The 23991-nt window shown below is 41.9% G+C and carries 24 protein-coding genes; 23 read left to right on the top strand and 1 reads right to left on the bottom strand.

Annotated features, from left to right (window positions below):
• Positions 1-212: 212 nt before the first annotated feature.
• Positions 213-677, top strand: coding sequence for an N-acetyltransferase (locus tag ACGLYD_RS06145; RefSeq protein WP_187047501.1), 465 nt, complete (start codon positions 213-215; stop codon positions 675-677).
• 595 nt (positions 678-1272) lie between these two features.
• Here ACGLYD_RS06145 and norA read toward each other — a convergent pair.
• Positions 1273-2436, bottom strand: a complete 1164-nt coding sequence (norA, locus tag ACGLYD_RS06150) for a multidrug efflux MFS transporter NorA (RefSeq protein WP_187047502.1) — start codon at positions 2434-2436, stop codon at positions 1273-1275.
• 328 nt (positions 2437-2764) lie between these two features.
• Between norA and hemW the strand changes: the two genes are divergently transcribed.
• The 22 genes from hemW to recO all read left to right on the top strand — a co-directional run bounded on the left by hemW (position 2765) and on the right by recO (position 23911).
• Complete coding sequence (hemW, locus tag ACGLYD_RS06155) at positions 2765-3898, top strand: radical SAM family heme chaperone HemW (RefSeq protein WP_067208341.1); 1134 nt, start codon at positions 2765-2767, stop codon at positions 3896-3898.
• Positions 3899-3993: 95 nt separating this feature from the next.
• On the top strand, positions 3994-5043 hold the full coding sequence (hrcA, locus tag ACGLYD_RS06160) for a heat-inducible transcriptional repressor HrcA (protein ID WP_067208344.1): 1050 nt from the start codon (positions 3994-3996) through the stop codon (positions 5041-5043).
• Entirely contained in the window at positions 5043-5618 is a 576-nt protein-coding gene (gene grpE / locus ACGLYD_RS06165; protein WP_067208347.1) for a nucleotide exchange factor GrpE, read from the top strand. The genes hrcA and grpE overlap by 1 nt, the downstream gene beginning before the upstream one ends.
• Positions 5619-5651: 33 nt before the next feature.
• Positions 5652-7478, top strand: a complete 1827-nt coding sequence (gene dnaK / locus ACGLYD_RS06170) for a molecular chaperone DnaK (RefSeq protein ID WP_067208349.1) — start codon at positions 5652-5654, stop codon at positions 7476-7478.
• A gap of 232 nt (positions 7479-7710) precedes the next feature.
• The gene (gene dnaJ / locus ACGLYD_RS06175) at positions 7711-8838 is read left to right on the top strand and encodes a molecular chaperone DnaJ (RefSeq protein WP_399631935.1); all 1128 of its coding nucleotides are present in this window, start codon (positions 7711-7713) and stop codon (positions 8836-8838) included.
• 15 nt (positions 8839-8853) lie between these two features.
• Positions 8854-9798, top strand: a complete 945-nt coding sequence (gene prmA / locus ACGLYD_RS06180; protein ID WP_187047504.1) for a 50S ribosomal protein L11 methyltransferase — start codon at positions 8854-8856, stop codon at positions 9796-9798.
• A gap of 4 nt (positions 9799-9802) precedes the next feature.
• Positions 9803-10543 (top strand): 16S rRNA (uracil(1498)-N(3))-methyltransferase, encoded by a 741-nt coding sequence (locus ACGLYD_RS06185; protein WP_067208359.1) that lies wholly within the window; start codon positions 9803-9805, stop codon positions 10541-10543.
• Between the two features lie 15 nt (positions 10544-10558).
• Positions 10559-11899 carry a tRNA (N(6)-L-threonylcarbamoyladenosine(37)-C(2))-methylthiotransferase MtaB gene (mtaB, locus tag ACGLYD_RS06190; protein ID WP_067208362.1) on the top strand — a complete coding sequence of 447 codons (1341 nt, stop codon included), beginning with the start codon at positions 10559-10561 and terminating at the stop codon, positions 11897-11899.
• A 115-nt stretch (positions 11900-12014) separates the two neighbouring features.
• The gene (gene deoC, locus ACGLYD_RS06195; protein ID WP_067208365.1) at positions 12015-12686 is read left to right on the top strand and encodes a deoxyribose-phosphate aldolase; all 672 of its coding nucleotides are present in this window, start codon (positions 12015-12017) and stop codon (positions 12684-12686) included.
• 105 nt (positions 12687-12791) lie between these two features.
• Positions 12792-12965, top strand: coding sequence for a 30S ribosomal protein S21 (gene rpsU, locus ACGLYD_RS06200; protein WP_067208368.1), 174 nt, complete (start codon positions 12792-12794; stop codon positions 12963-12965).
• Between the two features lie 187 nt (positions 12966-13152).
• Positions 13153-14487, top strand: a complete 1335-nt coding sequence (locus ACGLYD_RS06205) for a nodulation protein NfeD (protein WP_067208371.1) — start codon at positions 13153-13155, stop codon at positions 14485-14487.
• Between the two features lie 32 nt (positions 14488-14519).
• On the top strand, positions 14520-15500 hold the full coding sequence (gene floA, locus ACGLYD_RS06210; RefSeq protein ID WP_156476156.1) for a flotillin-like protein FloA: 981 nt from the start codon (positions 14520-14522) through the stop codon (positions 15498-15500).
• A 37-nt stretch (positions 15501-15537) separates the two neighbouring features.
• Positions 15538-16038 (top strand): hypothetical protein, encoded by a 501-nt coding sequence (locus tag ACGLYD_RS06215; RefSeq protein WP_399631940.1) that lies wholly within the window; start codon positions 15538-15540, stop codon positions 16036-16038.
• A gap of 50 nt (positions 16039-16088) precedes the next feature.
• Entirely contained in the window at positions 16089-16346 is a 258-nt protein-coding gene (locus tag ACGLYD_RS06220; RefSeq protein WP_067208378.1) for a hypothetical protein, read from the top strand.
• Positions 16339-17436 (top strand): sporulation protein YqfD, encoded by a 1098-nt coding sequence (locus ACGLYD_RS06225; protein ID WP_067208381.1) that lies wholly within the window; start codon positions 16339-16341, stop codon positions 17434-17436. Before ACGLYD_RS06220 ends, ACGLYD_RS06225 begins: the two co-directional genes overlap by 8 nt.
• A gap of 4 nt (positions 17437-17440) precedes the next feature.
• Complete coding sequence (locus ACGLYD_RS06230; protein ID WP_370569999.1) at positions 17441-18385, top strand: PhoH family protein; 945 nt, start codon at positions 17441-17443, stop codon at positions 18383-18385.
• A 73-nt stretch (positions 18386-18458) separates the two neighbouring features.
• Positions 18459-20585: an HD family phosphohydrolase gene (locus tag ACGLYD_RS06235; RefSeq protein ID WP_187047509.1), complete on the top strand. Its 2127-nt coding sequence runs from the start codon at positions 18459-18461 to the stop codon at positions 20583-20585.
• A gap of 22 nt (positions 20586-20607) precedes the next feature.
• On the top strand, positions 20608-21078 hold the full coding sequence (gene ybeY, locus ACGLYD_RS06240; protein ID WP_067208386.1) for an rRNA maturation RNase YbeY: 471 nt from the start codon (positions 20608-20610) through the stop codon (positions 21076-21078).
• Between the two features lie 7 nt (positions 21079-21085).
• Positions 21086-21436 carry a diacylglycerol kinase family protein gene (locus ACGLYD_RS06245; protein WP_067208388.1) on the top strand — a complete coding sequence of 117 codons (351 nt, stop codon included), beginning with the start codon at positions 21086-21088 and terminating at the stop codon, positions 21434-21436.
• A gap of 17 nt (positions 21437-21453) precedes the next feature.
• Positions 21454-21864, top strand: a complete 411-nt coding sequence (locus ACGLYD_RS06250) for a cytidine deaminase (protein WP_399631945.1) — start codon at positions 21454-21456, stop codon at positions 21862-21864.
• Positions 21848-22765 (top strand): GTPase Era, encoded by a 918-nt coding sequence (era, locus tag ACGLYD_RS06255; RefSeq protein WP_067208394.1) that lies wholly within the window; start codon positions 21848-21850, stop codon positions 22763-22765. The genes ACGLYD_RS06250 and era overlap by 17 nt, the downstream gene beginning before the upstream one ends.
• A gap of 306 nt (positions 22766-23071) precedes the next feature.
• The gene (recO, locus tag ACGLYD_RS06260; RefSeq protein ID WP_354313165.1) at positions 23072-23911 is read left to right on the top strand and encodes a DNA repair protein RecO; all 840 of its coding nucleotides are present in this window, start codon (positions 23072-23074) and stop codon (positions 23909-23911) included.
• Positions 23912-23991 lie beyond the last annotated feature (80 nt).

Here is a 23991-nt window from a genome sequence, read left to right on the forward strand (position 1 = left end):
AGTAGTTTCATAGTACGATAAAGTCTGTTAATTAACTATATATGATGCGAAAGCCATCAACTTAATTAAGTAGATGTTAATTTGCTCATTTTTAAAGAATGTTGCGATGTATCTGTACTAATAAAAATTGTATAATGAAAGTAAAGATGGCGATATGTGTACCCCATAATCATTATATTTAACTATAGGTCGCCGGAGTGGGAGGAAAACAAGTGGTTATTTTAAAATCAATGAATCAACAGGAATTTCAGCAGTATATTAGTAGTGCAATTGATGACTATGCAAAAGACAAGGTCGCTTCTGGAAATTGGAAGGAAGATGAGGCGATTGATTTATCTAAGCAGTCATTTGATGATCTATTGCCAAAAGATGAGGAATCCGAATTTAATTACTTATTCTCTATCTTTAACGCCGAACAGATTGTTGGAATGATATGGATCGCACAAAAATCACCTACAAATAAGGATGAAGGTTTTATTTATGATTTCAATATTTTTGAGCAATATCAAGGATTGGGATACGGTAAGGAAGCAATGCGAGAACTTGAATGTATTGCAAAGGATTTAGGAATGAAAAAGATTGGACTTCATGTTTTTGGTCATAACAAAACTGCGCGAGGATTATACGAAAAGTTGGGCTACGAAATTACAAATATAACGATGGAAAAGTTAATTTAAAGTTGTTATATAGCGTATAAAGTGACCTCCATAGTCATTCAAAGAAAAAGAGATCCATCCACAGATTCAATAGTGGATGGGTCTCTTTTTTATGAGTCAAGACACAGTCACCTTCTTAGTGGTATTCACATAGTTCACTTTTCTCTAACGAAATAAACAAGAGTTGGAAATAAAAAAATTCGTTTGCACCAGATGGTTCGTCCAATCATTACGCGTACTCGTCCATATAATACGTAGAAGGCTGGCCAGCTTTAAAGAATAACAAAGGGGGGATAGAAAATGTGTTTTGAAAATCAAAATCGAAATCGAAATCGGCGGGTAGAGTTGATTTGTGAATGTCGTGAAGTAAGGTCTGATCGTGATAATAAACATCATTGTGACCGTAATCGTGACCGCGACGATAGGTTGAAATGTCACTGTAAAGAATCTCGTCGCAAACGTTGTAACTTTGGCTGGTAAACGTAGTAGAGATTAAAAAATGAAATAAAGAAAATCCTGATGCGAACAAGAATTTCCAAGCAAAAGGTGACCATTCCATACGGAACGGTCACCTTTTGCGTTTGTTTTTTTACTAAAGAAATACACTTCATGCAATTTATAACGTTATATGCTTCGGCTTCTTCCAAAACAGTGCAATAATCGTACCGATTGCTAATACGATTGCGGCAAAATAGTATGGGTAGTTTAAGTCGATGTCAAATAACACACCACCGATTATCGGGCCAAAAATATTGCCAATACTGGTGAAGGTTGAGTTCATACCGCCAATAAAGCCTTGTTCATTGCCCGCAATTTTAGATAAATAGGATGTAATGGCTGGGCGTATTAAATCGAAACCAACAAACAGGAAGAATGTTGTCAGTAATATTGTGAAGTACGAGCTTACGAAGGTCATCAATAGGACAAGAATCGCTGATACAGCTAAGCTGTAGCGAATAAGATTAATTTCGCCAATGCTTTTTGATAAACGATCGAAAAGCAATAGTTGCGCAAGAGCACCGACAATTCCGCTACCCGTGATGACGATGGCGATATCTTTTGGCGTGAAGCCGAATTTATGGTCGACGAATAAGCTGAAAAATGATTCAAACGCTGCAAGGCCAAACGACAAAACGAAAATTAAAATGAAAGCAATAGCGTACATTGGGATGAAGAGCCGGCGAAATCCTGTTTTTTGTCCTGGGATAGGCGCATCTTCAGTCACGCGTTCTGGTTCTGTTAATAGAATAAGTGAAAGAATCGCAGCAACCGCTCCGAGTACACCGGCTGAATAGAATGGTACACGTGTACCAATTTCAGCTAAAAAACCACCAATCCCGGGTCCGATAATAAAGCCAGTGCTAATAGCGGCGGACATATAGCCAATTGCCTTTGGTCTTGTGGCGTTCGTTGTAATATCTGCGATAAAGGCTGTTACAGCAGGCATAATGAATGCCGCACTGACCCCGCCGAGCATGCGCGAGATAAATAGTACCTCAACGGATTTACCAAACCCGAATAAAAACTCCGAGAAACCAAATACAAACAGGCCAAGCACGATCATAATTTTGCGACCGTATTTGTCAGCCCATCGCCCGGCAAACGGTGAGACGATAAGTTGTGTAATCGCAAATGCCGCCATCATGTAGCCAACGACCGTCCCGTTAATGTTTAACTCATTCATGATCGTAGGAAGAACGGGAATAACGAGCCCGATACCAAGAAAGGCAATAAATAAATTCAGTAATAAGATAGCTAATGTGACTTTTTGATTTTTCATAAACAAAACTCCTCTACATTTAAGTTGCTATAAACCACTTCTTTCGATTGATTTTATAACGATTACAATTGGTATCTATATATGTTGAAGTGATGGGTAGTCGTGTACGGGATTTAAGCTTTGTGTGACACATCATAATGCTGTATGATACAAGTTAGTACATCCAATTAGCAAGAAGTATTTATTGCTATCTTGGAGATGGACGAGGATTAATAAATGAAGAAGGGGGCGACGAGCCCTCTTCTTTTCCATGTATAGACTCTAAGGCGTAGGAATTCGGGGTCATAAGCCCTGATCAAGGCGTTAACTAAAGGAAGGAAGTGACGGTATGAGGGGTATGTATATCCACATTCCGTTTTGCCACCAAATTTGTCATTACTGTGATTTTAATAAAGTGTTTTTCAAAAATCAGCCTGTCGATGAATATATCGAATCAATGGGTCAGGAACTGGCGATCATGCGGCAGGAAGGTATTTCATTCAAAGAAGTGGAAACGGTATTCTTAGGAGGCGGCACACCAACTTCGCTGTCTGAAAAACAGCTTGAACGGTTGCTTGAAATAATCCATGAATATGTAGATGTCAGTTCATTGAAAGAGTTTTCGACGGAAGCAAATCCGGACGAGCTAACATTCGGCAAATTGATTGTCCTGAAAAATGGCGGCGTGGATCGATTGAGCATCGGTGTTCAGTCATTCGACGCAGACTTATTGACAAAAATCGGTAGGACGCACGGTCCAGACGACGCTGCACGTGTTGTAGGAGAAGCGAGAAAAGCCGGATTTGATAATATAAGTATCGACCTAATTTACGGGTTGCCGGGGCAAACAATCGCGCAATGGCAGGATACTCTTGATAAAGCACTTGCCCTTGATCTACCCCATTATTCAGGGTACTCGTTGATTGTCGAGCCAAAAACAGTCTTTTATAATTTGATGAATAAAGGCAAATTGCCACTCCCAGGCGAAGACATGGAAACGGAAATGTTCACGATGTTAATCGAACAGATGGAGCGTAAAGGACGCAAACGTTACGAAATTAGTAATTTTGCAATTCCAGGTCACGAATCAATCCATAATCTCATCTATTGGGAAAATGCTACGTACGCTGGTGTTGGTGCAGGCGCACATGGTTATGTAGATGGCACCCGATATTCCAATATCGGACCAATTGCGAAATATATGGAGAAAACAGCATTGGGCGAACGACCCGTCCAACAGACACATGTAGTTACTGCAATCGAAGCAATGGAGGAGGAAATGTTTCTTGGCCTACGCAAATCAAATGGTGTATCCATCTCTTTATTCCAAGAGAAGTTCGGACGGTCACTTGAAGAGGTTTACGGGGAAACGTTACACTCGCTTATTAAAGATGGACTTGTCGAGCGATTGGATGATGCGGTTAAGTTAACGCACCGTGGTGTTTATAGAGGAAACGATGTATTTCAGCAATTTCTTAAATAATCCAGAGTCAATTCGTTGACACTTCGATCTGCATTTGTTAAATTATCAGTAGTATTAGCACTCGCAGTTATAGAGTGCTAACAGGAGTGATGACTATGTTGACGAACAGACAATTGCTTATATTGCAACTGACGGTTGACGATTTCATCGAATCCGCACAACCTGTCGGATCGAGGCAGCTATCCAAAAAGCCGGAAGCACCATTTAGTCCTGCGACAATACGGAACGAAATGGCTGACCTAGAAGAAATGGGTTATCTTGAAAAGACCCACACTTCATCCGGCAGAATACCATCTGAAAAAGGGTACAGGTTTTATGTAGATAATCTATTAACAAAAGAAAAGTTGAACACGGAAGACAGTATTCACCTGCGTTCGGTTTTTCGGGAAAAAATTGTGGAGACTGAAGAGTTAATACGAAAGTCAGCGACAATTTTGTCTGATTTGACGAATTACACGTCGATTCTCCTCGGCCCCGATACATCGCTACATGCAGTGAAGCGTTTTTCAATCGTTCCACTAGATGAGAAGACAGCTGTCGCTATTATTGTCACGGACAATGGACGTGTTGAGAATAGACTCTTCAATGTACCGGAAGGCTTCACCGCGTCAGATATTGAGAAAATGGTAAACATTCTGAACGAGCGGCTCATTGGTACTCCGCTTGTCCATATTCAGAAGATACTTGCTCAGGAGACGCAAATGGTGCTGGAACGTCATATCCACCATGCAGGCGACTTGTTCGCTTCATTCCAACGGGCGATTTCAATCGAACCGGAAGAACGGCTGTTTTTTGGCGGCAAAATGAATATGATGAAGCAACCCGAATTCAATGATATTCACAAGATGAAAACATTTTTTGAATTAATGGACAAGGGCGCACCAGCAATGACGTTTTTTCAGGAAGGTATGACAGGAATTCATGTCCGCATCGGTTCTGAAAATAATCACAATGCGATGGAAGATTGTAGTGTGATTACAGCGACATATTCGGCCGGCGACAATATGACGGGTTCCATCGCTATCATCGGACCTAAACGGATGGATTATGCAAGAGTTATCACGATGCTTGATTTAATGAGCAGTGATTTGTCCAGAGAATTGGCGAGACTGACAATCGGCGGAACAGCAGGGAGGAACGACTAATGACAAATGTAAACGACGAATTTAAAGAGAACGAAGAAGTAGTAATGGAAACGCCCGATAATACAGACGACATCATCGAATCAGGTGAAGATACTGAGGAGATTGAAATCGTTGAAAACGGGGAAGAGACTATTGTGCAAGAACTTACTGAAAAGCTACAAGAAGAAGAGAATAAACGACTTCGACTTCTAGCAGATTATGAAAACTTCAAGAGACGGGCTACGCTTGATAAAGAAGCGCTACAGAAGTATCGTGCACAGAACGTCGTGACGAATCTAATACCAGTTCTTGATAACTTTGCACGGGCACTTACTGTGGAAGCGACAACTGAAGAGGCTCAAACGATGATGACGGGATTAGATATGATTTATCGTACTTTCCTTCAAGCCCTTGAAGATGAAGGTCTTGTTGAAATCCAAGCGCTGGATCAGGAGTTTGATCCGAATTTCCATCAAGCAATTATGACGGGTTCAGATGAAGACAAACCAGCAGGCATCGTACTTGAACAAATGCAAGCTGGTTATATGTTGAAAGATCGTGTATTAAGACCAGCAATGGTTAAAGTAAACGAATAAAAAATGTAGCATATATATAGGAGGAATTTGATTATGAGCAAAATTATCGGTATTGACTTAGGGACAACAAACTCAGTAGTAGCAATTTATGAAGGCGGAGAGCCTAAAGTTATTCCAAATCCGGAAGGTAACCGTACAACTCCATCAGTCGTTGCTTTCAAAAACGGCGAACGTCAAGTCGGAGAAGTAGCAAAACGTCAATCAATCACAAACCCAAACACAATCATGTCTGTAAAACGACATATGGGAACAGATTTCAAAGTGAAAGCAGAAGACACTGAATATACACCTCAAGAAGTTTCAGCAATGATTCTTCAGTATTTGAAGGGTTATGCAGAAGAGTATCTCGGAGAAAAAGTAACGAAAGCAGTTATTACAGTCCCTGCTTACTTCAGCGATGCACAGCGCCAAGCAACACAAGATGCTGGTAGAATTGCAGGCCTTGAAGTAGAACGTATCATCAACGAGCCAACAGCAGCTGCACTGGCATACGGCCTTGATAAAACGGACGAAGACGAAACTATTCTTGTTTATGACCTTGGTGGCGGTACGTTCGACGTATCAATCCTAGAACTTGGCGACGGTGTATTCCAAGTTAAATCGACGGCGGGCGATAACAAGCTTGGCGGAGACGATTTTGACGATGTTATCATCGACTTCCTTGTTCAAGAATTCAAAAAAGACAATGGCGTTGACTTATCGAAAGATAAAATGGCGATGCAACGTTTGAAAGATGCTGCTGAAAAAGCGAAAAAAGACCTTTCAGGCGTAACAACTTCACAAATCTCATTGCCTTTCATTACAGCAGGAGATGCAGGTCCACTTCACCTTGAAGTTTCACTTTCACGTGCGAAATTCGATGAATTGACTGCTCACCTTGTTGAACGTTCAATGGTACCAACTCGTCAGGCCATGAAAGATGCTGGTCTTACTGCATCTGAGATTGACAAAGTAATTCTTGTTGGTGGATCGACTCGTATTCCTTCAGTTCAAGAAGCAATCAAGAAAGAAACGGGTAAAGAGCCATATAAAGGTGTTAACCCGGATGAAGTAGTTGCACTTGGTGCAGCTGTTCAAGGATCAATCTTAAGCGGAGACGTTACAGACGTTGTACTTCTAGACGTAACACCTCTATCACTTGGTATTGAAACAATGGGTAACGTGTTCACTAAACTAATCGAACGTAATACGACAATCCCGACTAGCAAATCACAAGTATTCTCAACAGCGGCTGATAGCCAGCCAGCGGTTGATATTCACGTATTGCAAGGGGAGCGTCCAATGTCCGCGGACAACAAAACGCTTGGTCGTTTCCAATTGACGGACATTCCGCCAGCACCACGTGGCGTTCCACAAATCGAAGTAACATTCGATATTGATAAAAACGGTATTGTTACTGTTAAAGCGAAAGATCTTGGAACACAAAAAGAACATAATATTACAATTCAAGCAAGTTCAGGTCTAACTGACGAAGAAATCGAACGTATGGTGAAAGATGCTGAAGCAAATGCTGAAGCGGACCAAAAGCGTAAAGAAGAAGCGGACTTGAAAAATGAAGCGGACCAACTTGTATTCATGGCTGAAAAGACATTGAAAGATCTTGAAGGAAAAGTTTCAGAAGAAGAAGTGAAAAGTGTCGAAGAAGCAAAAGAAGAGTTGAAAACTGCGCTCGAAGCTGCTGACTTTGACGAAATTCGTACTAAAAAAGAAAAATTGGATGAAATTGTCCAACAGATGACTATGAAGTTGTATGAACAAGCTGCAGCTGAATCTGCTGAAGGCGCTGAAAACGCAGGCGAACCTAAAGACGACGATATAGTCGACGCAGATTTTGAAGATGTAATCGACGAGAAAAAGTAAATAAGAATGATCGTTGACGGAAAAGTCAAAGTCCGATATTCCGGCTTTGGCTTTTCCGATTTTTATTGTGCGTTCTATACTTCAGTACCTAGCTTCAGTCTAGTCTTTAATGGCAAAGAATGCCTTTAAATTCAAGCCTTCTAGCGCTTTTTTAGGCTGAACAGGCGCTTACGCTTTTCAGTTTTTAATGATATAATAGATGATATTCAAAGTATTTCGGGAGAGTGAAGTAATGAGTAAAAGAGATTATTATGACGTGCTTGGTATAACAAAATCGGCATCAAAAGATGAGATTAGGAAAGCATATCGTTCGCTTTCAAAAAAATATCATCCAGACTTGAACAAAGCAGATGATGCAGTTGATAAGTTTAAAGAAGTGACCGAAGCATATGAAGTGCTGAGCGACGATTCGAAAAAAGCGAATTATGATCAATTCGGACATACGGATCCGAATCAAGGATTTGGTGGTTTTGGTGGCGGAGCCAGCGGAGCTGATGGATTCGGCTTCGATGATATATTCAGTTCGTTTTTCGGTGGAAATACACGACGACGTGATCCAAATGCACCTAGAAAAGGCGACGATCTACAGTATTCGATGAACATTGATTTCATGGAAGCTGTTTTCGGTAAGGAAACGGAAGTTGAAATACCGAAAGAAGAAGACTGTGATACTTGTGATGGGTCAGGCGCTAAAAAAGGGACTAAACCTAAGACGTGTACACATTGTGGCGGCTCGGGTCAAATCAGCGTTACGCAAAACACGCCACTTGGCCAAATGGTTAATCGTCGAGCGTGTCAGCATTGTCAAGGAACTGGAAAAATAATTCCTGAGAAATGTTCGACTTGTCACGGAGCAGGTAAAGTGACGAAAAGGAAGAAGATTAAAGTAACGATTCCTGAGGGGGTCGATGATGGACAACAGCTTCGGGTATCTGGACAGGGAGAACCTGGTCATAAAGGTGGACCTGCGGGCGACTTATATATCGTATTCCGCGTCAGGGCTCATGAGAAATTTATCCGTGAAGACGACGACATCTATTTGGAACTCAACCTTTCCTTCCCGCAAGCTTCACTCGGTGATGAGATTGAAGTGCCAACTGTACAAGGCAATGTGAATTTGAAAATCCCAGCAGGCACGCAAACAGGAACACGATTCCGCCTAAAAGGTAAAGGTGTTAAAAACGTTCATGGCCGCGGTATTGGAGATCAGCATGTTGTTGTGAAAGTGTTGACGCCTAAAAAGATGACAGAAAAACAGAAAGAACTGATGCGTGAATTTGCGGCAATTAGCGGCGATTCGCTTGACGAGTATTCAAGTTCACTGTTCGATAAAATCAAACGTTCAATTAAAGGCGACTGAAAGGGATGAATTCATTTGAAGTGGTCGGAAATTTCTATTCATACGACGCATGAAGCAACTGAAGCAGTAGCGAATATTTTACACGAAGCAGGTGCAAGTGGAGTCGTTATCGAAGATTCAGCAGATCCAAGTCGAATCCACGAAGACCGGTTCGGTGAAATATGGGCACTCGACAAGAACGATTTCCCAGTAGATGGCGTTATCTTAAAAGCCTATTTACCAGTCACTACTTTTCTTATTGAAACGGTGAAAGATATCGACCAATCTATCAAAGGTTTATCGGAATTCGGAATAGACGCAGGGGAAAATGCCATTCAGACAAATGAAGTCGATGAAGAAGATTGGGCAACTGCCTGGAAAAAATACTATCATCCTGTCAAAATTTCTGGACGCTTTACAATTGTACCGACATGGGAAGAATATGAACCTGTTGAATCAGATGAATTGATTATTGAACTTGATCCTGGCATGGCGTTTGGAACGGGCACACATCCTACAACGGTAATGTGTTTACAAGCGCTTGAGAAATACGTCAAGCCGGGAGACACAGTTGTTGACGTGGGAACAGGTTCAGGCGTGTTATCTATCGGGGCAGCACTTCTAGGTGCTTCACGTGTCCACGCACTTGATTTGGACCAGGTTGCAGTTGTAGCTGCAAAAGAAAACATTGAGCTGAATCATGTTGAAGAAACAGTGGAAGTGAAGCACGGCAATCTTCTGGATTCTGTAAAAGAGCCGGCTGAAATCATCATCGCGAATATCCTTGCAGAAGTTATCATTTCCTTTTCGCAAGATGCGTATTCAATTTTACCGGAAAATGGCTTGTTTATTGTTTCGGGAATCATTGGACAAAAACGTGATCTAGTAAAAGACGACCTAATCAGCAAAGGATTTGAGATTGTCGAATCTGTACTTATGGAAGACTGGGTTGCTATCATCGCTCAAAAAAGGAGCGTGTAACGATTTGCAACGCTATTTTCTGCAATCTCCTTTTGATGAAGATGGAAATGCAATAATTACTGGTGATGACGCTAAACATATCGCGCGTGTTATGCGAATGACCGTTGATGATGACGTCATCGCTGTTACTAATGGCGAAGCCTTCGTCTCCCAAATTACAGAGCTTTTACCTGATGGCATCGTAATCCGTCGCAAAGGAGAACCTCTTCAGTCAAACGAAATGCCTGTTAAAGTAACGGTAGCTTGTGGTCTCCCGAAAGGTGACAAACTCGATTTAATCGTTCAAAAAGGAACGGAACTCGGCATGGCAGGGATTTTTCCGTTTCAAGCCGAGAGATCTATTGTAAAATGGGATGACAAAAAAGGTGACAAAAAAGTTGAACGGCTTCGCAAAATTGCCAAAGAAGCTGCTGAGCAATGTCATCGCACAGTTATCCCGGAAGTGCGAAATCCATTTTCTGTTAAGCAGTTAATCGCTGAATCAGAGAACTTTGATGTCCTTCTAGTTGCTGATGAAGAAGACGCGAAAAGTGGGGATCCACATAAAATTTCGGACCGTTTAAAAAGTGTATTACCTGGTCAAACAGTACTTGCTGTATTTGGTCCTGAAGGCGGATTGTCTAGGACAGAAGCCGAAACACTACGTTCGGCAGGTTTTTTACCGATAGCGTTAGGTCCGCGAATACTGCGGACGGAAACGGCTCCATTGTATTTATTGTCCGCAATGTCATACGAATTTGAATGAAAGTGGTGAGCAGTTGTGTCTTCGGTCGCATTCCATACGTTGGGCTGCAAAGTGAATCATTACGAAACCGAGGCAATCTGGCAACTTTTTAAAGAAGCCGGTTATGTCCGCGGGGATTTCGAAAAAAATTCTGATGTTTATGTCATTAATACATGTACAGTGACGAATACCGGTGATAAAAAAAGCCGGCAAGTCATCCGTCGTGCTGTTCGGAAAAATCCGGACGCTGTAATTTGCGTAACAGGTTGTTATGCACAAACGTCTCCTGCGGAAATTATGGCGATTCCGGGAGTAGATATCGTTGTTGGAACACAAGATCGGACAAAGCTCCTCGGACTCATTGATGAATTCCGTACGGAGCGTCAGCCAATCAATGCAGTCCGCAACATCATGAAAAACAGGATTTATGAAGAACTCGACGTACCTACATTTTCGGATCGTACACGTGCATCGCTCAAAATCCAAGAAGGGTGCAATAACTTCTGTACGTTCTGTATCATTCCTTGGGCGCGTGGACTAATGCGTTCACGTGATCCACAAGAAGTCATTCGACAAGCGCAACAGCTTGTTGATGCGGGTTACCTTGAAATTGTATTAACCGGTATACATACGGGCGGTTACGGTGAAGATTTGAAAGATTACAATCTTGCTCGTCTTCTTCGGGACCTTGAAACACAAGTCAAAGGACTGAAACGCCTTCGCATTAGTTCGATTGAAGCGAGTCAGCTGACGGATGAAGTAATTGATGTTCTTCGAGATTCAACAACTATCGTCCGCCACCTGCACATTCCGATTCAGTCCGGTTCAGACACGGTGCTTAAGCGTATGCGCCGGAAATATACAATGGCGTTTTTCGCAGAACGTCTAGACAGACTTCGTGAAGCGTTGCCGCACCTAGCAATCACTTCGGACGTCATCGTCGGTTTCCCAGGTGAGACAGAAGAAGAGTTCATGGAAACGTACAATTTTATTCGTGATCACAGATTTTCCGAACTTCACGTTTTTCCTTATTCAAAACGAACTGGTACTCCTGCCGCTAGAATGGAAGATCAGGTTCCGGAAGAAGTGAAAAACGAGCGTGTTCACCGTTTAATTGAATTGAATGATCAGCTAGCGAAACAATATGCATCTACTTTTGAAGATGAAGTACTTGAAGTCATCCCAGAAGAGAAGTATAAACTTGAACCGGAAAGTGGTCTGTATGAAGGCTATTCAGATAACTATTTGAAAGTTGTTTTCGCTGCCGATGAATCAATGGTAGGGAAAATTGTTCGTGTGAAAATTGCACAAGCAGGTTATCCATATAACGAAGGGCAATTTGTCCGCATTATGGAGGAAGAAATACAACTTGTTTAAGGTTTCCATAAAAGCTGTTCCTACTTTATTTTGAGTAGAAACAGCTTTTTTCGTGCAGAAATGAATTGTTCTTGATATGATGTGAGAAGTACGGACAACTCGAGGAGGTATTCATTTGAATACAAATTTTGCAACTTACATTGATCATACATTATTGAAAGCTGACGCAAAGAACAATGAAATCGTAACATTATGTGAAGAAGCTCGAAAATACACGTTTGCATCTGTTTGTGTAAACCCTACATGGGTGAAAACAGCAGCTGCTGCGCTAGAAGGATCACCTGTTAAAGTGTGTACAGTTATTGGTTTCCCTCTAGGAGCTTCAACTTCCGAAGTAAAAGCGTTTGAAACTAGGGACGCAATTACAAACGGTGCTAATGAAATTGATATGGTTATCAATATTGGCGCACTTCGTGGCGGTGATGATGAAACTGTGAAAAAAGAAATCGAAGCGGTAGTTAATGCTGCAAAAGGAAAAGCAATTGTTAAAGTCATCATTGAAACGTCCCTTTTAACGGATAAGGAAAAAAGGAAAGCATGTGAACTTTCTGTCCTTGCGGGTGCTGATTTCGTGAAAACATCGACAGGCTTTTCAACAGGCGGTGCGACTGAAGATGATGTGAAGTTAATGAGAGCAGTTGTCGGACCTGAAATGGGTGTTAAAGCTTCAGGTGGTGTCCGGAATTTAGAGGATATGAAGAAAATGATTGACGCAGGAGCTACAAGAATTGGTGCCAGTTCAGGCGTTCAGATTATGCAGGGTCTTGAATCACAATCTGATTATTAATTTAAAAGTTTTATATTGACCTATAGTTAAATCCGCGGTATAATTTATGAGTACATGGCACTTGGTCATGTTCTAGAAGTGTGTTTGGAGGGAGGGACAAGAGATATGTCGAAAACTGTTGTTCGTAAAAACGAATCGCTTGAAGATGCTCTTCGCCGCTTCAAACGTACTGTATCCAAAAGTGGAACAATACAAGAGGTAAGAAAGCGTGAGTTTTATGATAAGCCGAGTGAAAAACGTAAAAAGAAATCTGAAGCTGCAAGGAAACGTAAATTCTGATTTCCTGTGGTGATGAGTTCGACCTTGTTTTGAAATTAAAATTTGGTAAACCGGAAAATCCTTTATGGGTTTTCCGGTTTATTTGTATATGAGATAAAACAAAAAAATTAAGGGAAAGTGAAACTTCTGAGCATTTGGAACGTATATAGAGATATAATAGAATCTATAGAGAGAGGTGAAAAATACTATGCATAAAATGATAGGAAGGGTTCTCCTGTTCATTTTATTCGTATCTGTGTTAGCATTCCCACTCTTAGAAACGGGAGCTGCAGCTTCGAAAGTCTATAAAGTGCCAGTTGAGAACGTAGTTGAGAAAGGATTGTACGCATTTTTACAGCGGTCATTTACAGAAGCGGAGGCGGCGGGAGCAGAGGCGATCATCTTGGAGATTAATACACCGGGTGGATTTACTGATGCGGCCGACCAAATTGCCAGGCTGATAAATGAAAGTGATTTGCGGGTAATCGCTTACATTAATAATAAAGCAATCTCTGCTGGTGCATTCATAGCGCTTTATGCCGATGAAATCTATATGTCACCTACAGCCACAATGGGCGCATCACAAGTAATTGATTCGGAGGGAAATGCGGCGGATGCTAAGGCTCATAGTTTATGGGTCGCGGAAATGAAAACGGCTGCTGAGTCGAAGAAAGACCGAGAACCGAAATATGCAGAAGCAATGGCAGAACCTGATATTGACTTACCCGCATATCGGGCTGGAGTTGGGAAACTGTTAACGCTTAAAGCGGATGAAGCAAAAGAAGTCGGTTACAGTCAAGGAACAGTTGGATCTTTCAATGAATTGCTAAAAGTAACAGGGCTTGAAAATGCAGAAATCATTTCAACAAATGAAACATTTACGGAAAGTATTGCTCGTTTCATCACCCATCCGGTCGTTGTACCGATTCTTTTATCAATTGCGGGACTTGGATTTGTGTTGGAAATGTACTCGCCAGGATTTGGTGTAGCCGGAACGATGGCTGCTAGTTCATTAGCTCTATTCTTTTACGGACATCTTGTTGCCGGGCTTGCGGGTTATGAAACGATTATCCTGTTTCTAATAGGGGTCGTTCTCATCGTAGCGGAATTCTTCTTGCCCCATGGTATAGCAGGTGTCATTGGAACGCTCGCAATTATAGGTAGTATCATTATGGCGGGCGGCAATCCGATGTATATGGCGATTTCTGTCCTTATCGCGGTTGCTATCGCTGTTATAGGGATGGTGATTATTATGAAATTTTTCGGTAAAAAACTGCACTTGCTCAACAAGGTTGTGCTAATGGATACAACTGATACGGAAAGTGGTTATGTTTCGAATGTGAACAGGGTTGAATTGCTTGGACGCATTGCAAAAACATCGACTGCACTTAGACCATCTGGTGCAATTGAGTTAGATGGAGAACGAATCGATGTTGTTTCTGAAGGAAGCTACATCGCTAAAGGAATACATGTTATCATTGTAAAGGTTGAAGGTTCCCGGATTGTAGTCAGGGAATCAGTAGAAAAGGGGGAAATTAAATAATGGCAGGACTCTTAGGTTCAGGAAGTTTAGTAATGGTCGTTGTAATAGCAGTTGTAGCAATCATCGTATTGTCAGCATTTTTCACACTCGTTCCTGTGGCGCTGTGGATTTCAGCAATGGCAGCAGGCGTTAGAGTAAGTATATTCACATTGATCGGTATGCGTCTTCGCCGGGTTATTCCGAGTCGAATTGTTAATCCGCTTATTAAAGCACATAAAGCTGGACTCGATGTTTCAATTAATCAGCTTGAAAGTCATTATCTTGCGGGAGGGAACGTTGACCGTGTTGTCAATGCTCTGATCGCTGCACACCGTGCGAACATCGAACTTACATTTGAACGTGCTGCTGCAATCGATCTTGCAGGACGTGACGTTCTAGAAGCGGTTCAAATGTCCGTTAACCCGAAAGTTATTGAAACACCATTCATCGCCGGTGTGGCAATGAACGGGATTGAAGTAAAAGCAAAAGCGCGTATTACAGTACGTGCAAACATCGACCGTCTTGTCGGTGGTGCAGGTGAAGAAACAATCGTTGCCCGTGTTGGTGAGGGTATTATCTCGACAATCGGTTCATCTATCGACCATGCAAAAGTATTGGAAAATCCTGATATGATTTCTCAAACTGTTCTAGCAAAAGGTCTTGACTCAGGTACTGCATTCGAAATTCTATCGATTGATATCGCAGACGTTGATATTGGTAAAAACATCGGTGCAGAACTTCAAACTGAACAAGCAATGGCTGATAAAAACATTGCACAGGCAAAAGCAGAAGAACGCCGTGCAATGGCAGTTGCAAACGAACAGGAAATGAAAGCGAAAGTTGAAGAAATGCGTGCGAAAGTTGTCAGTGCTGAAGCGGAAGTTCCGCTTGCTATGGCAGAAGCGCTACGTAAGGGCAATATTGGTGTCATGGATTATGTGAATTATAAAAATATCCAGGCAGATACAGGAATGCGTGACTCCATCAGTAACTTTGGCGGAGATAAGGAATCTACAGAAATTAAGAAGAACTAATACTTGAGGAGCCATTTCCTGGAAAGGGGATGCACGAATGGAACAGATAATCATTTTTATCATTTTGGCAATTGTCGGATCTTTTTTTAGGGGCAAGAAAAAAGATCCAGCTGAGGAGCCAAAGCCTAAGCCGTCCACGGCAACGGGGAACGCTCCAGAGGGTCCTACAACTAAATTAAAAGAGATGTACCGTGAATTGCAGAGAGAAATGGCAGGAGCAGATGCGGAACCACCTATCCGCCAGCTGCCAAAACAGCAGCAACAGGCAACAGTAACGGTTCCTTCAGCTCCTGTAGTAGTACCACCTGCAAGACCAACTGCTGACAGAAAAGAACGTACTAATTCATCAGCGAATCGTCACATCGAACGCCCAGATTCATCCGTGAATCGACATAGTGGAAGATTGTCTGCACATGGTGGTCAACGTCCAACTGTGTCTGCTATACAATCGCACGATTTAATGCCGAAAAGTCAAGGGGACTTGCTGAAAGGCATTGTGTTCTCTGAAATTTATGGCCCACCGAAATCAAAAAGATAAGCATTGACCCTCTATCCGAATCATACGATGTGGATAGGGGGTTTTATATTTTGAAAAGACTATTTCAGACCGGTTCATCAGTTACAATTGAAGATTTCGCTTCATTACGAATTAATGGCCCTTATTCTTTGTTGAAACTTGGCCCCGATTTCGCGATCATTAGCAGTGGTGAATACAGGATTGAGGCGATAGGCACTGATTTAACAGTTGAAACTTTATCAGAAGAAGTTGCTGTTTTCACATTCACTTCAATTACCACAATGAATGTGACTACAGGTGCAGACAAGGAAGCGGAGCGCAATGCGTAAAAGGTATGCTATCAAAATATCAGGCGACGGCAACCTTTCCGGATTCCTCACTAAACTTGTCACAATTGGAACAAAAATTACATCGCTATCAGTTGTCGATGGGGTGGCATATTTTCAAACAGATCGTAGCGGACTTCGTGCTATCCGGCGTAACAGAAGGCATTATCGATTAAAAGTAGCCATTTCAATTGCGAATCTTGAATCAGGCTCAATTGGACTTTTCACATCTAGCCGTTTCCTAATCGCATGTCTCATTCCTTTTGTTGCCTCATTTTTCCTTTGGACAGTAGATGTTGAATCGGATATGCCGGAAGTAGTGGACAGAATTGAGCAGAAACTTGAAAAAAGCTCTATCGTTTTGTTAAGACCCTTAGCTTTAATTCCTGATGAAGGTGAAATTCGACGAGAGCTCATGCTCGATGATCCTGCTTTATCGTGGGTTAGATTTAGACGAGTTGGAACGTCTCTGACAATTATTCCGATGTTATCACCACCCACAACTAACATTATTGAAGAGAACGAATCACCGTCACACCTTGTAGCGCGTACAGGAGGCGTTATAACGCGTTTTGCGTTAGAAAAAGGGGAAAGGGTCGGCCATGTTCATCAGACTGTAAAGAAAGGGGACGTGCTAGCCACAGGTATATTGGAACAAGGTGATAAAACGACAGTTGTTGGAGCGGATGGTGCCGTGTATGCGGATTATTGGGTTGAATACACCTTTACTCTTCCGAAAAAAATTAAATTCCAGTTACAGGGTGAGGAAATTGTGAACTATTCTTTTAACCTCCCATGGAAGCAGCAAGGTAAAGAAGGATGGTCTCTAGGGTCTTTCATCGAAACAGAAAGATATATGGAGGAAACCGCAGGGCACTTTGAATTGATTGAGGGAATGGAAGAAACAGTTATAATTCCCTTATTAAAAAACAAATTAATGTCGGAATCTTTTTCGAAAGCAATTATTAAAGATGAAAAAGTTTTACACGTGACATTCGATAATGATAAAGTTAGAGGGACTATATTGTTTCTTATCAATGACAATATTGCTGAAAAAAGACTGATTCCCAAGGAGACTGAGCCTATTGGATGAGCAAATGATTCAACTACATGTTGAAGACCCGAATGAAACAGTAATGCTTCTCGGAATTTCTGATCAGAATATGAAACTGATTGAAGAGCAGTTAAATGTTTCAGTATTAACTAGAGGCGACACGATATCAATCAGTGGTGCTGAAGATAGTAGGAATTCGGCTAAAGAGCTTTTGGAACAGTTGTTGAAAGTAATACGTAAAGGCATTAATATCAATCAACGAGATGTCTCGACTGCGCTCGAGATGGTGAAAAGTGGCACAATTGAATACTTTGCAGAGTTGTACGATGAAGAAATTTCAAGGAATATGAAAGGTAAAGCGATTCGTGCGAAGACAATCGGTCAGCGTGAATATGTCAGCGCAATTCGATCGAGAGATCTTGTATTCTGTATCGGGCCGGCTGGGACGGGGAAAACGTACTTAGCGGTCGTACTAGCTGTTTTAGCTATGAAAACGGGCTCTGCGAAGCGAATTGTCTTAACCCGTCCCGCTGTTGAAGCAGGAGAGAGTCTAGGCTTCCTTCCAGGTGACTTAAAAGAGAAAGTTGACCCATACCTTCGTCCGCTGTACGACGCGCTACACGATGTTCTGGGAGCGGAACAAACGGATCGACTTATGGAACGAGGGGTAATCGAAATTGCGCCGCTCGCTTATATGAGGGGACGGACACTCGATGATGCATTCATTATTCTGGACGAAGCACAGAATACGACAAAAGCACAAATGAAAATGTTTTTAACACGTCTCGGTTTTGGGTCGAAAATGGTTATCAACGGCGACAAAACACAAATTGATTTACCAAGAAACACTGAATCCGGTTTAATCGTTGCAGAATCAATCCTTAAAAAAGTTGGAGATATTCACTTTCAGTACTTAGAGCAAGGTGATGTTGTTCGTCACCCACTTGTTGCGAAAATAATTGAAGCATACGAACAGGAGCAGTCATAGAAAGTGACTGCTTTTTCTTTAGAATCATCGCTACTCTGATTATATCTATAGAGAAGCAGGGGGAGAGATTCCAATGTTCCAACCAATTAGAAAGTTATTTAAATCACTTAAATTCAATTATTTATCCTTATTTTTAATCGGCCTATCCACTGTACTCCTTTTTTCATTCATGTATGGCAGTGTGAAAAAAGAAACGTATGAATTGAAAGCTTTTCAAATTGCACCAGATACTATCCGTTCCTTAAAAACGGTTGAGGACGCAGTAAAAACCGAACAGGACAGAGAACGTGCCGCTAATGAAGTAGGACCTTCCTATGTATTTTCAGAAGATGTTGTAAAAAATAGACAAGCAATCGCTACGTCTTTATTCGATTTTCTAATCGAAGTAAAAAACCAAGATGAGCCTGATCAAACTACATCGGAGATAGCTACTAAGCCCTCTAAAGAATTAGTAGCAGAAATGCGCACTAAACTTTCCAGTTTGGAAAAGGAAGAACCTAGTCTGCGACTTAGTGATGACGCCATAGTTAATCTTTTATCCCAGAGTACAGATGCTTTACTGAACGCGCAAAGCGTATTAGTAGGTGTACTAGGTGAGGAATTATCGAAGCCGGTACGAACTGCGGATCTGTCGACAGTCCGCTATGAGGTAGATCGGAAAATTAGGCTCACAGATTCAGTTTCATCTTCAATCTTACAGACTCTAATAACGCTTAGCCGCTCTCTGGTAGTAGAGACGGAATCGATTCATGAGGAAATGACAAAGGCTAGGGTTGAGCAGGCGCGGGAAAGCGTTGAACCTACCCGTATCTTGCAAGGACAAGTGATTGTCCGTGAAGGGCAGGTCATTGACAAAGAAATATACAGGCAATTAGAGCTTGCGGGCGTATTGTCAAATCAGTCGTCCATGAAACCGCTGGCAGGTCTCATTTTATTTGTCCTGTTTGTCGGTGCGATTATTTATATGCATTTCCTATCCTGGAGTGAAAATAGGGTTGTAAAGAAAAAGGCATTGCTCATTGTATTAGTTGTTTTTTTCCTGCTCGTCATCATAATGAAACTCATTTCCCTTATTGAAAAAGACTTTGATGTCCTATTAGCATTCTTGTTTCCGACAGCACTCGCTCCAATGCTTATTAAGCTTCTGACGAACGAGCGACTTGCACTAATGACGACAATTATCACAGCAGCAACAGCAGGAATTCTTCTTCAAGAAGGTTACGCGGCAATCATTCAGATGGAAGTCGCATTGTACATACTTTTCGGAGGTATTGTCAGTTTGTATTTACTCGGTGACAACGGCAGACGTTCGAATATTTTACGAACAAGCTTAGGGGTTTCTGTTTCAAATATGATGTTCATTGGATTTTACCTCTTAATGACACAGTCATCTTACGATTTGACGGAATTAGTGTATTATATGATAGCGGCAATTGTTTCGGGTATATTGTCAGGAGCTCTTACAATTGGGCTTATGCCATTTTTTGAATCTGCCTTTCGACTATTATCGGATATGCGACTTATCGAACTATCGAACCCGAATCACCCGCTACTGAAAAAAGTACTAACCGAAACGCCAGGCACTTATCATCATAGCGTTATGGTCGCAAATTTAGCCGACGCAGCATGTGAATCGATTGGTGCGAATGGACTTCTTGCCAGAGTGGGAAGTTATTATCATGATATTGGAAAGACGCTGAGACCGGGTTACTTCATCGAGAATCAGCATGCTGGTCAAAATCCACATGATTCATTGCCACCAGAAAAAAGTAGGGACATCATTATTGCCCACGGAGAAGACGGTGCGAGACTTCTGGAAAAGCATAAAATGCCAGTAGAAATCATTGATATCGCTCGTCAGCATCACGGAACAAGTACATTGAAGTATTTTTACTTTAAAGCTAAGGAATCTGGGGAAGATGTAAAAGAAGAGGATTTCCGTTATGCGGGACCCAAACCTCAAACAAAAGAAATTGCAATTATCTCAATAGCAGATAGTGTTGAGGCCGCTGTACGATCAATGAAAGAACCGACTTCAGAAAAAATTGCAGCTCTCGTACGATCTATCATTAATGATAAAATGAACGATGGACAATTCGATGAATGCGATCTTTCTATGAAAGAATTGAAGAAAGCGGAAAGAGTTATGTGTGAAACGTTAAATGGAATTTTCCATAACCGGATTGAATATCCGAAGTGAGTACGAAGGGAGCTAGTAGTAGATGTTGGAAATACATTTTGAGGATGAAACAGCTAGAGTTGATGACAAAATCGAGGATTTAATCCGAAAGCTGTTAAACCATACCGCTAAAGAAGAGGAACTAGCAGGCGAATTAGAGGTTTCGGTAACATTCATGACAGATGCAGATATTCAGGAAGTGAATGCAACTTATCGCGGTAAAAATGTACCGACGGATGTCATTTCATTTGCGCTCGAAGAATTAACGGAAGGTGAAGTAGCTATTATTCCTGAAGAAGGCATGCCAACCGCTTTAGGTGATATACTTATTTCAGTAGAAACAGCTGAGCGGCAAGCAGGGGAATACGGACATGATTTTAATCGTGAAATTGGATTTCTTGCGCTTCACGGCTTCCTTCACCTTCTCGGCTATGATCATTTAACTGAAGAAGAGGAAGCTGAGATGTTCGGCAGGCAAAAGGAGATCCTCGCATCATTCGGACTCGAGAGGTGATTGATCAATGCGGAAGTTCCTTCAATCTTTTGTCTACGCATGGAATGGGATTTGTTATGGCATAGGAGCGGAACGGAATACGAAAGTGCATGTGATGGCCGCAATCCTCGTCATTGTAGCGGGTTTTATGACGGGTCTTTCGCGGACAGAGTGGTTCATCGTCATTATTCTGATTTGCGGAATGCTGGCGCTTGAGCTGATGAATTCTGCAGTCGAACGTGTCGTCGATCTACTAACAACTGAACGTCATATACTCGCGAAACAAGCGAAAGACCTCGCAGCAGGCGCGGTCTTAGTGTATGCGATTGGAAGTGCAATAATCGGTTTAATGTTATTTATTCCGAAATGGTTTAACTAAATTAAAGAGGTGTCTTTATGGATGTAGAAAAATTAATTGCTGAATCGAAAAAAGCACGGGAGCAAGCGTATGTCCCGTATTCAAAATTCCCAGTTGGAGCGGCGTTGTTAGCCGACGATGGGACTATCTATCACGGCTGTAATATTGAAAACTCCGCTTATAGCATGACCAATTGTGCAGAACGAACAGCATTTTTTAAAGCTGTTTCCGACGGCGTACGTAGCTTCAAAGCGCTTGCAGTAGTTGCAGATACAGAAGGACCTGTTTCCCCGTGTGGAGCATGCAGACAAGTAATTGCGGAGTTTTGTAATGGCTCGATGCCTGTCTACCTCACGAACCTAAAAGGGGACATTGAAGAAACAACTGTAGCAAAATTATTACCAGGCGCATTTTCAAAGGAGGATCTTTCATATGCAGCAGAACAATAAAAAGGGGTTCAAATCGGGATTCATCTCGATTATTGGACGTCCAAACGTAGGTAAATCGACATTTCTTAACCATGTAGTCGGACAAAAGATTGCGATTATGAGTGACAAACCACAGACAACTCGCAATAAAGTGCAAGGTGTTGTCACGACAGAAAAATCTCAAATCATATTCATCGATACACCGGGGATTCATAAGCCAAAACATAAACTTGGTGATTTCATGGTGAAAACGGCCCGTAACACATTGAAAGAAGTAGATGTGGTCATGTTCATGGTCAATGCAGATGAGCCGATTGGCCGTGGTGACCGCTTCATCATGGAACTTCTTGAGAATTCAAAGACACCGGTATTCCTTATCATTAATAAAATTGATCTTGTTCATCCGGATGAATTATTCAAAATCATTACTTCGTATACAGCAGAATATGACTTTGCTGAAATCGTGCCAATTTCCGCGATCAACGGAAATAATGTTGAACGCCTTCTCGAGACGATGATAAAATATTTACCAGAGGGACCAAAATACTATCCAGATGATCAAGTAACGGATCACCCGGAACGATTCATCATTTCTGAATTAGTTCGTGAAAAGGTATTGCATTTAACGAGAGAAGAGATTCCACACTCCATAGCGGTTGTAATTGAGAAGATTGAACGCGAAGAAGGACGGGAAATGGTAAATGTTATGGCGACAATTGTTGTCGACCGTGATTCCCAAAAAGGTATTGTCATCGGTAAAAGAGGTGCATTGCTAAAAGAAATTGGAACAAATGCTAGACATGACATCGAAATGCTACTTGGTTCGAAAGTATTTCTTGAGTTGTGGGTAAAAGTGCAGAAAGACTGGCGTAATAAACCCGGCCATCTGAAGGAATTCGGATTTAGGGAAGACGAGTATTAATGAATTGAACGCATCCTAAGTTCGCCGCGTCCTGCGGAGCGGCGTACTTTGCCGCATAGCTGGAATGACTTATGACCCGAGCGTCTGGGTCGCTGAAGCTAGACAAAGAAAAGCATAAGGTGCCGCATAGCTCCGACAGGCACAAGGTAGTTTGTGAGGAGGCGTCTTTTAGCCTCCGCAGCAAAATGACTTGTGACCCCGAGGAGCTGGCACCTGAAGCTAGACAAAGAAAAGCGTAAGGTGCCGCATAGCTCCGACAGGCACAAAGTAGTGTGTGAGGAGGCGTCTTTTAGCCTCCGCAGTAAAATGACTTGTGACCCGAGGAGCTGGCACCTGAAGCTAGACAAAGAGGTGATTGCTTCGCTGAACAAATGGGAAGGAATCATTCTAAGAGGTATCCCGTACGGTGAGTCCAATAAAATTGTGACACTGTTTACTCGTGAAGGCGGTAAGATGACAGCAATGGCCCGTGGAGCGAAGAAACCGGCGAGCAGGCTAGCTGCTGTGACGCAGCCTTTCACACATGGTTCATTCTTGATCCGTACGGGTAGAGGAATGGGGACGCTTGAACAAGGCGAACCCATTGATTCGATGCGGCATATTCGTGAAGACTTGGAAGCAACAGCTTATGCAAGTTATGTTGTTGAATTGATTGATAAGTTAACGGAGGATAATGAGCGAATTTCTGGTATATACAGCTTGTTGTATGAAGCGCTTCACGCTATCAATGAACAATATGATCCAGAAGCAATTGCATTATTTGTTGAATGGAAAATGTTGCCGATCGCTGGTATCCATCCAATACTTCATCAGTGTGCAAATTGTGGAGCGACAGAAGGTGAATTTGCTTTTTCATTTATGCAAATCGGCTTCATTTGTCATCGATGCTTCCATGTAGATAAGCATGCGATTCGAATTTCACCCAGTCAATTGAAATTGATCCGAACCTTTTATACAGTTCCCATTAATCGGGTCGGTAATTTGACGTTAAAGAAGACGACAAAAATCTTTATGAAAAAACTCGTCCGAACAATTTACGATGAGCAAGTAGGGATTCGATTAAAATCGAGATCATTCCTTGATCAGCTCGACTCGACACCCGAACTGCTACCTAGAAAAGAGAAACCAAAAGAGAGTGACGAATAGTCTTCTTTACAATAAACCCCGAACCTTGGATCCTATGAAAAAGGGTCTAGATTCGGGGTTTTTATATAGAAATAAATTGA

The organism is Sporosarcina sp. SG10008 (assembly GCF_044569405.1).
GTDB classification, from domain to species: Bacteria; Bacillota; Bacilli; order Bacillales_A; family Planococcaceae; genus Sporosarcina; species Sporosarcina psychrophila.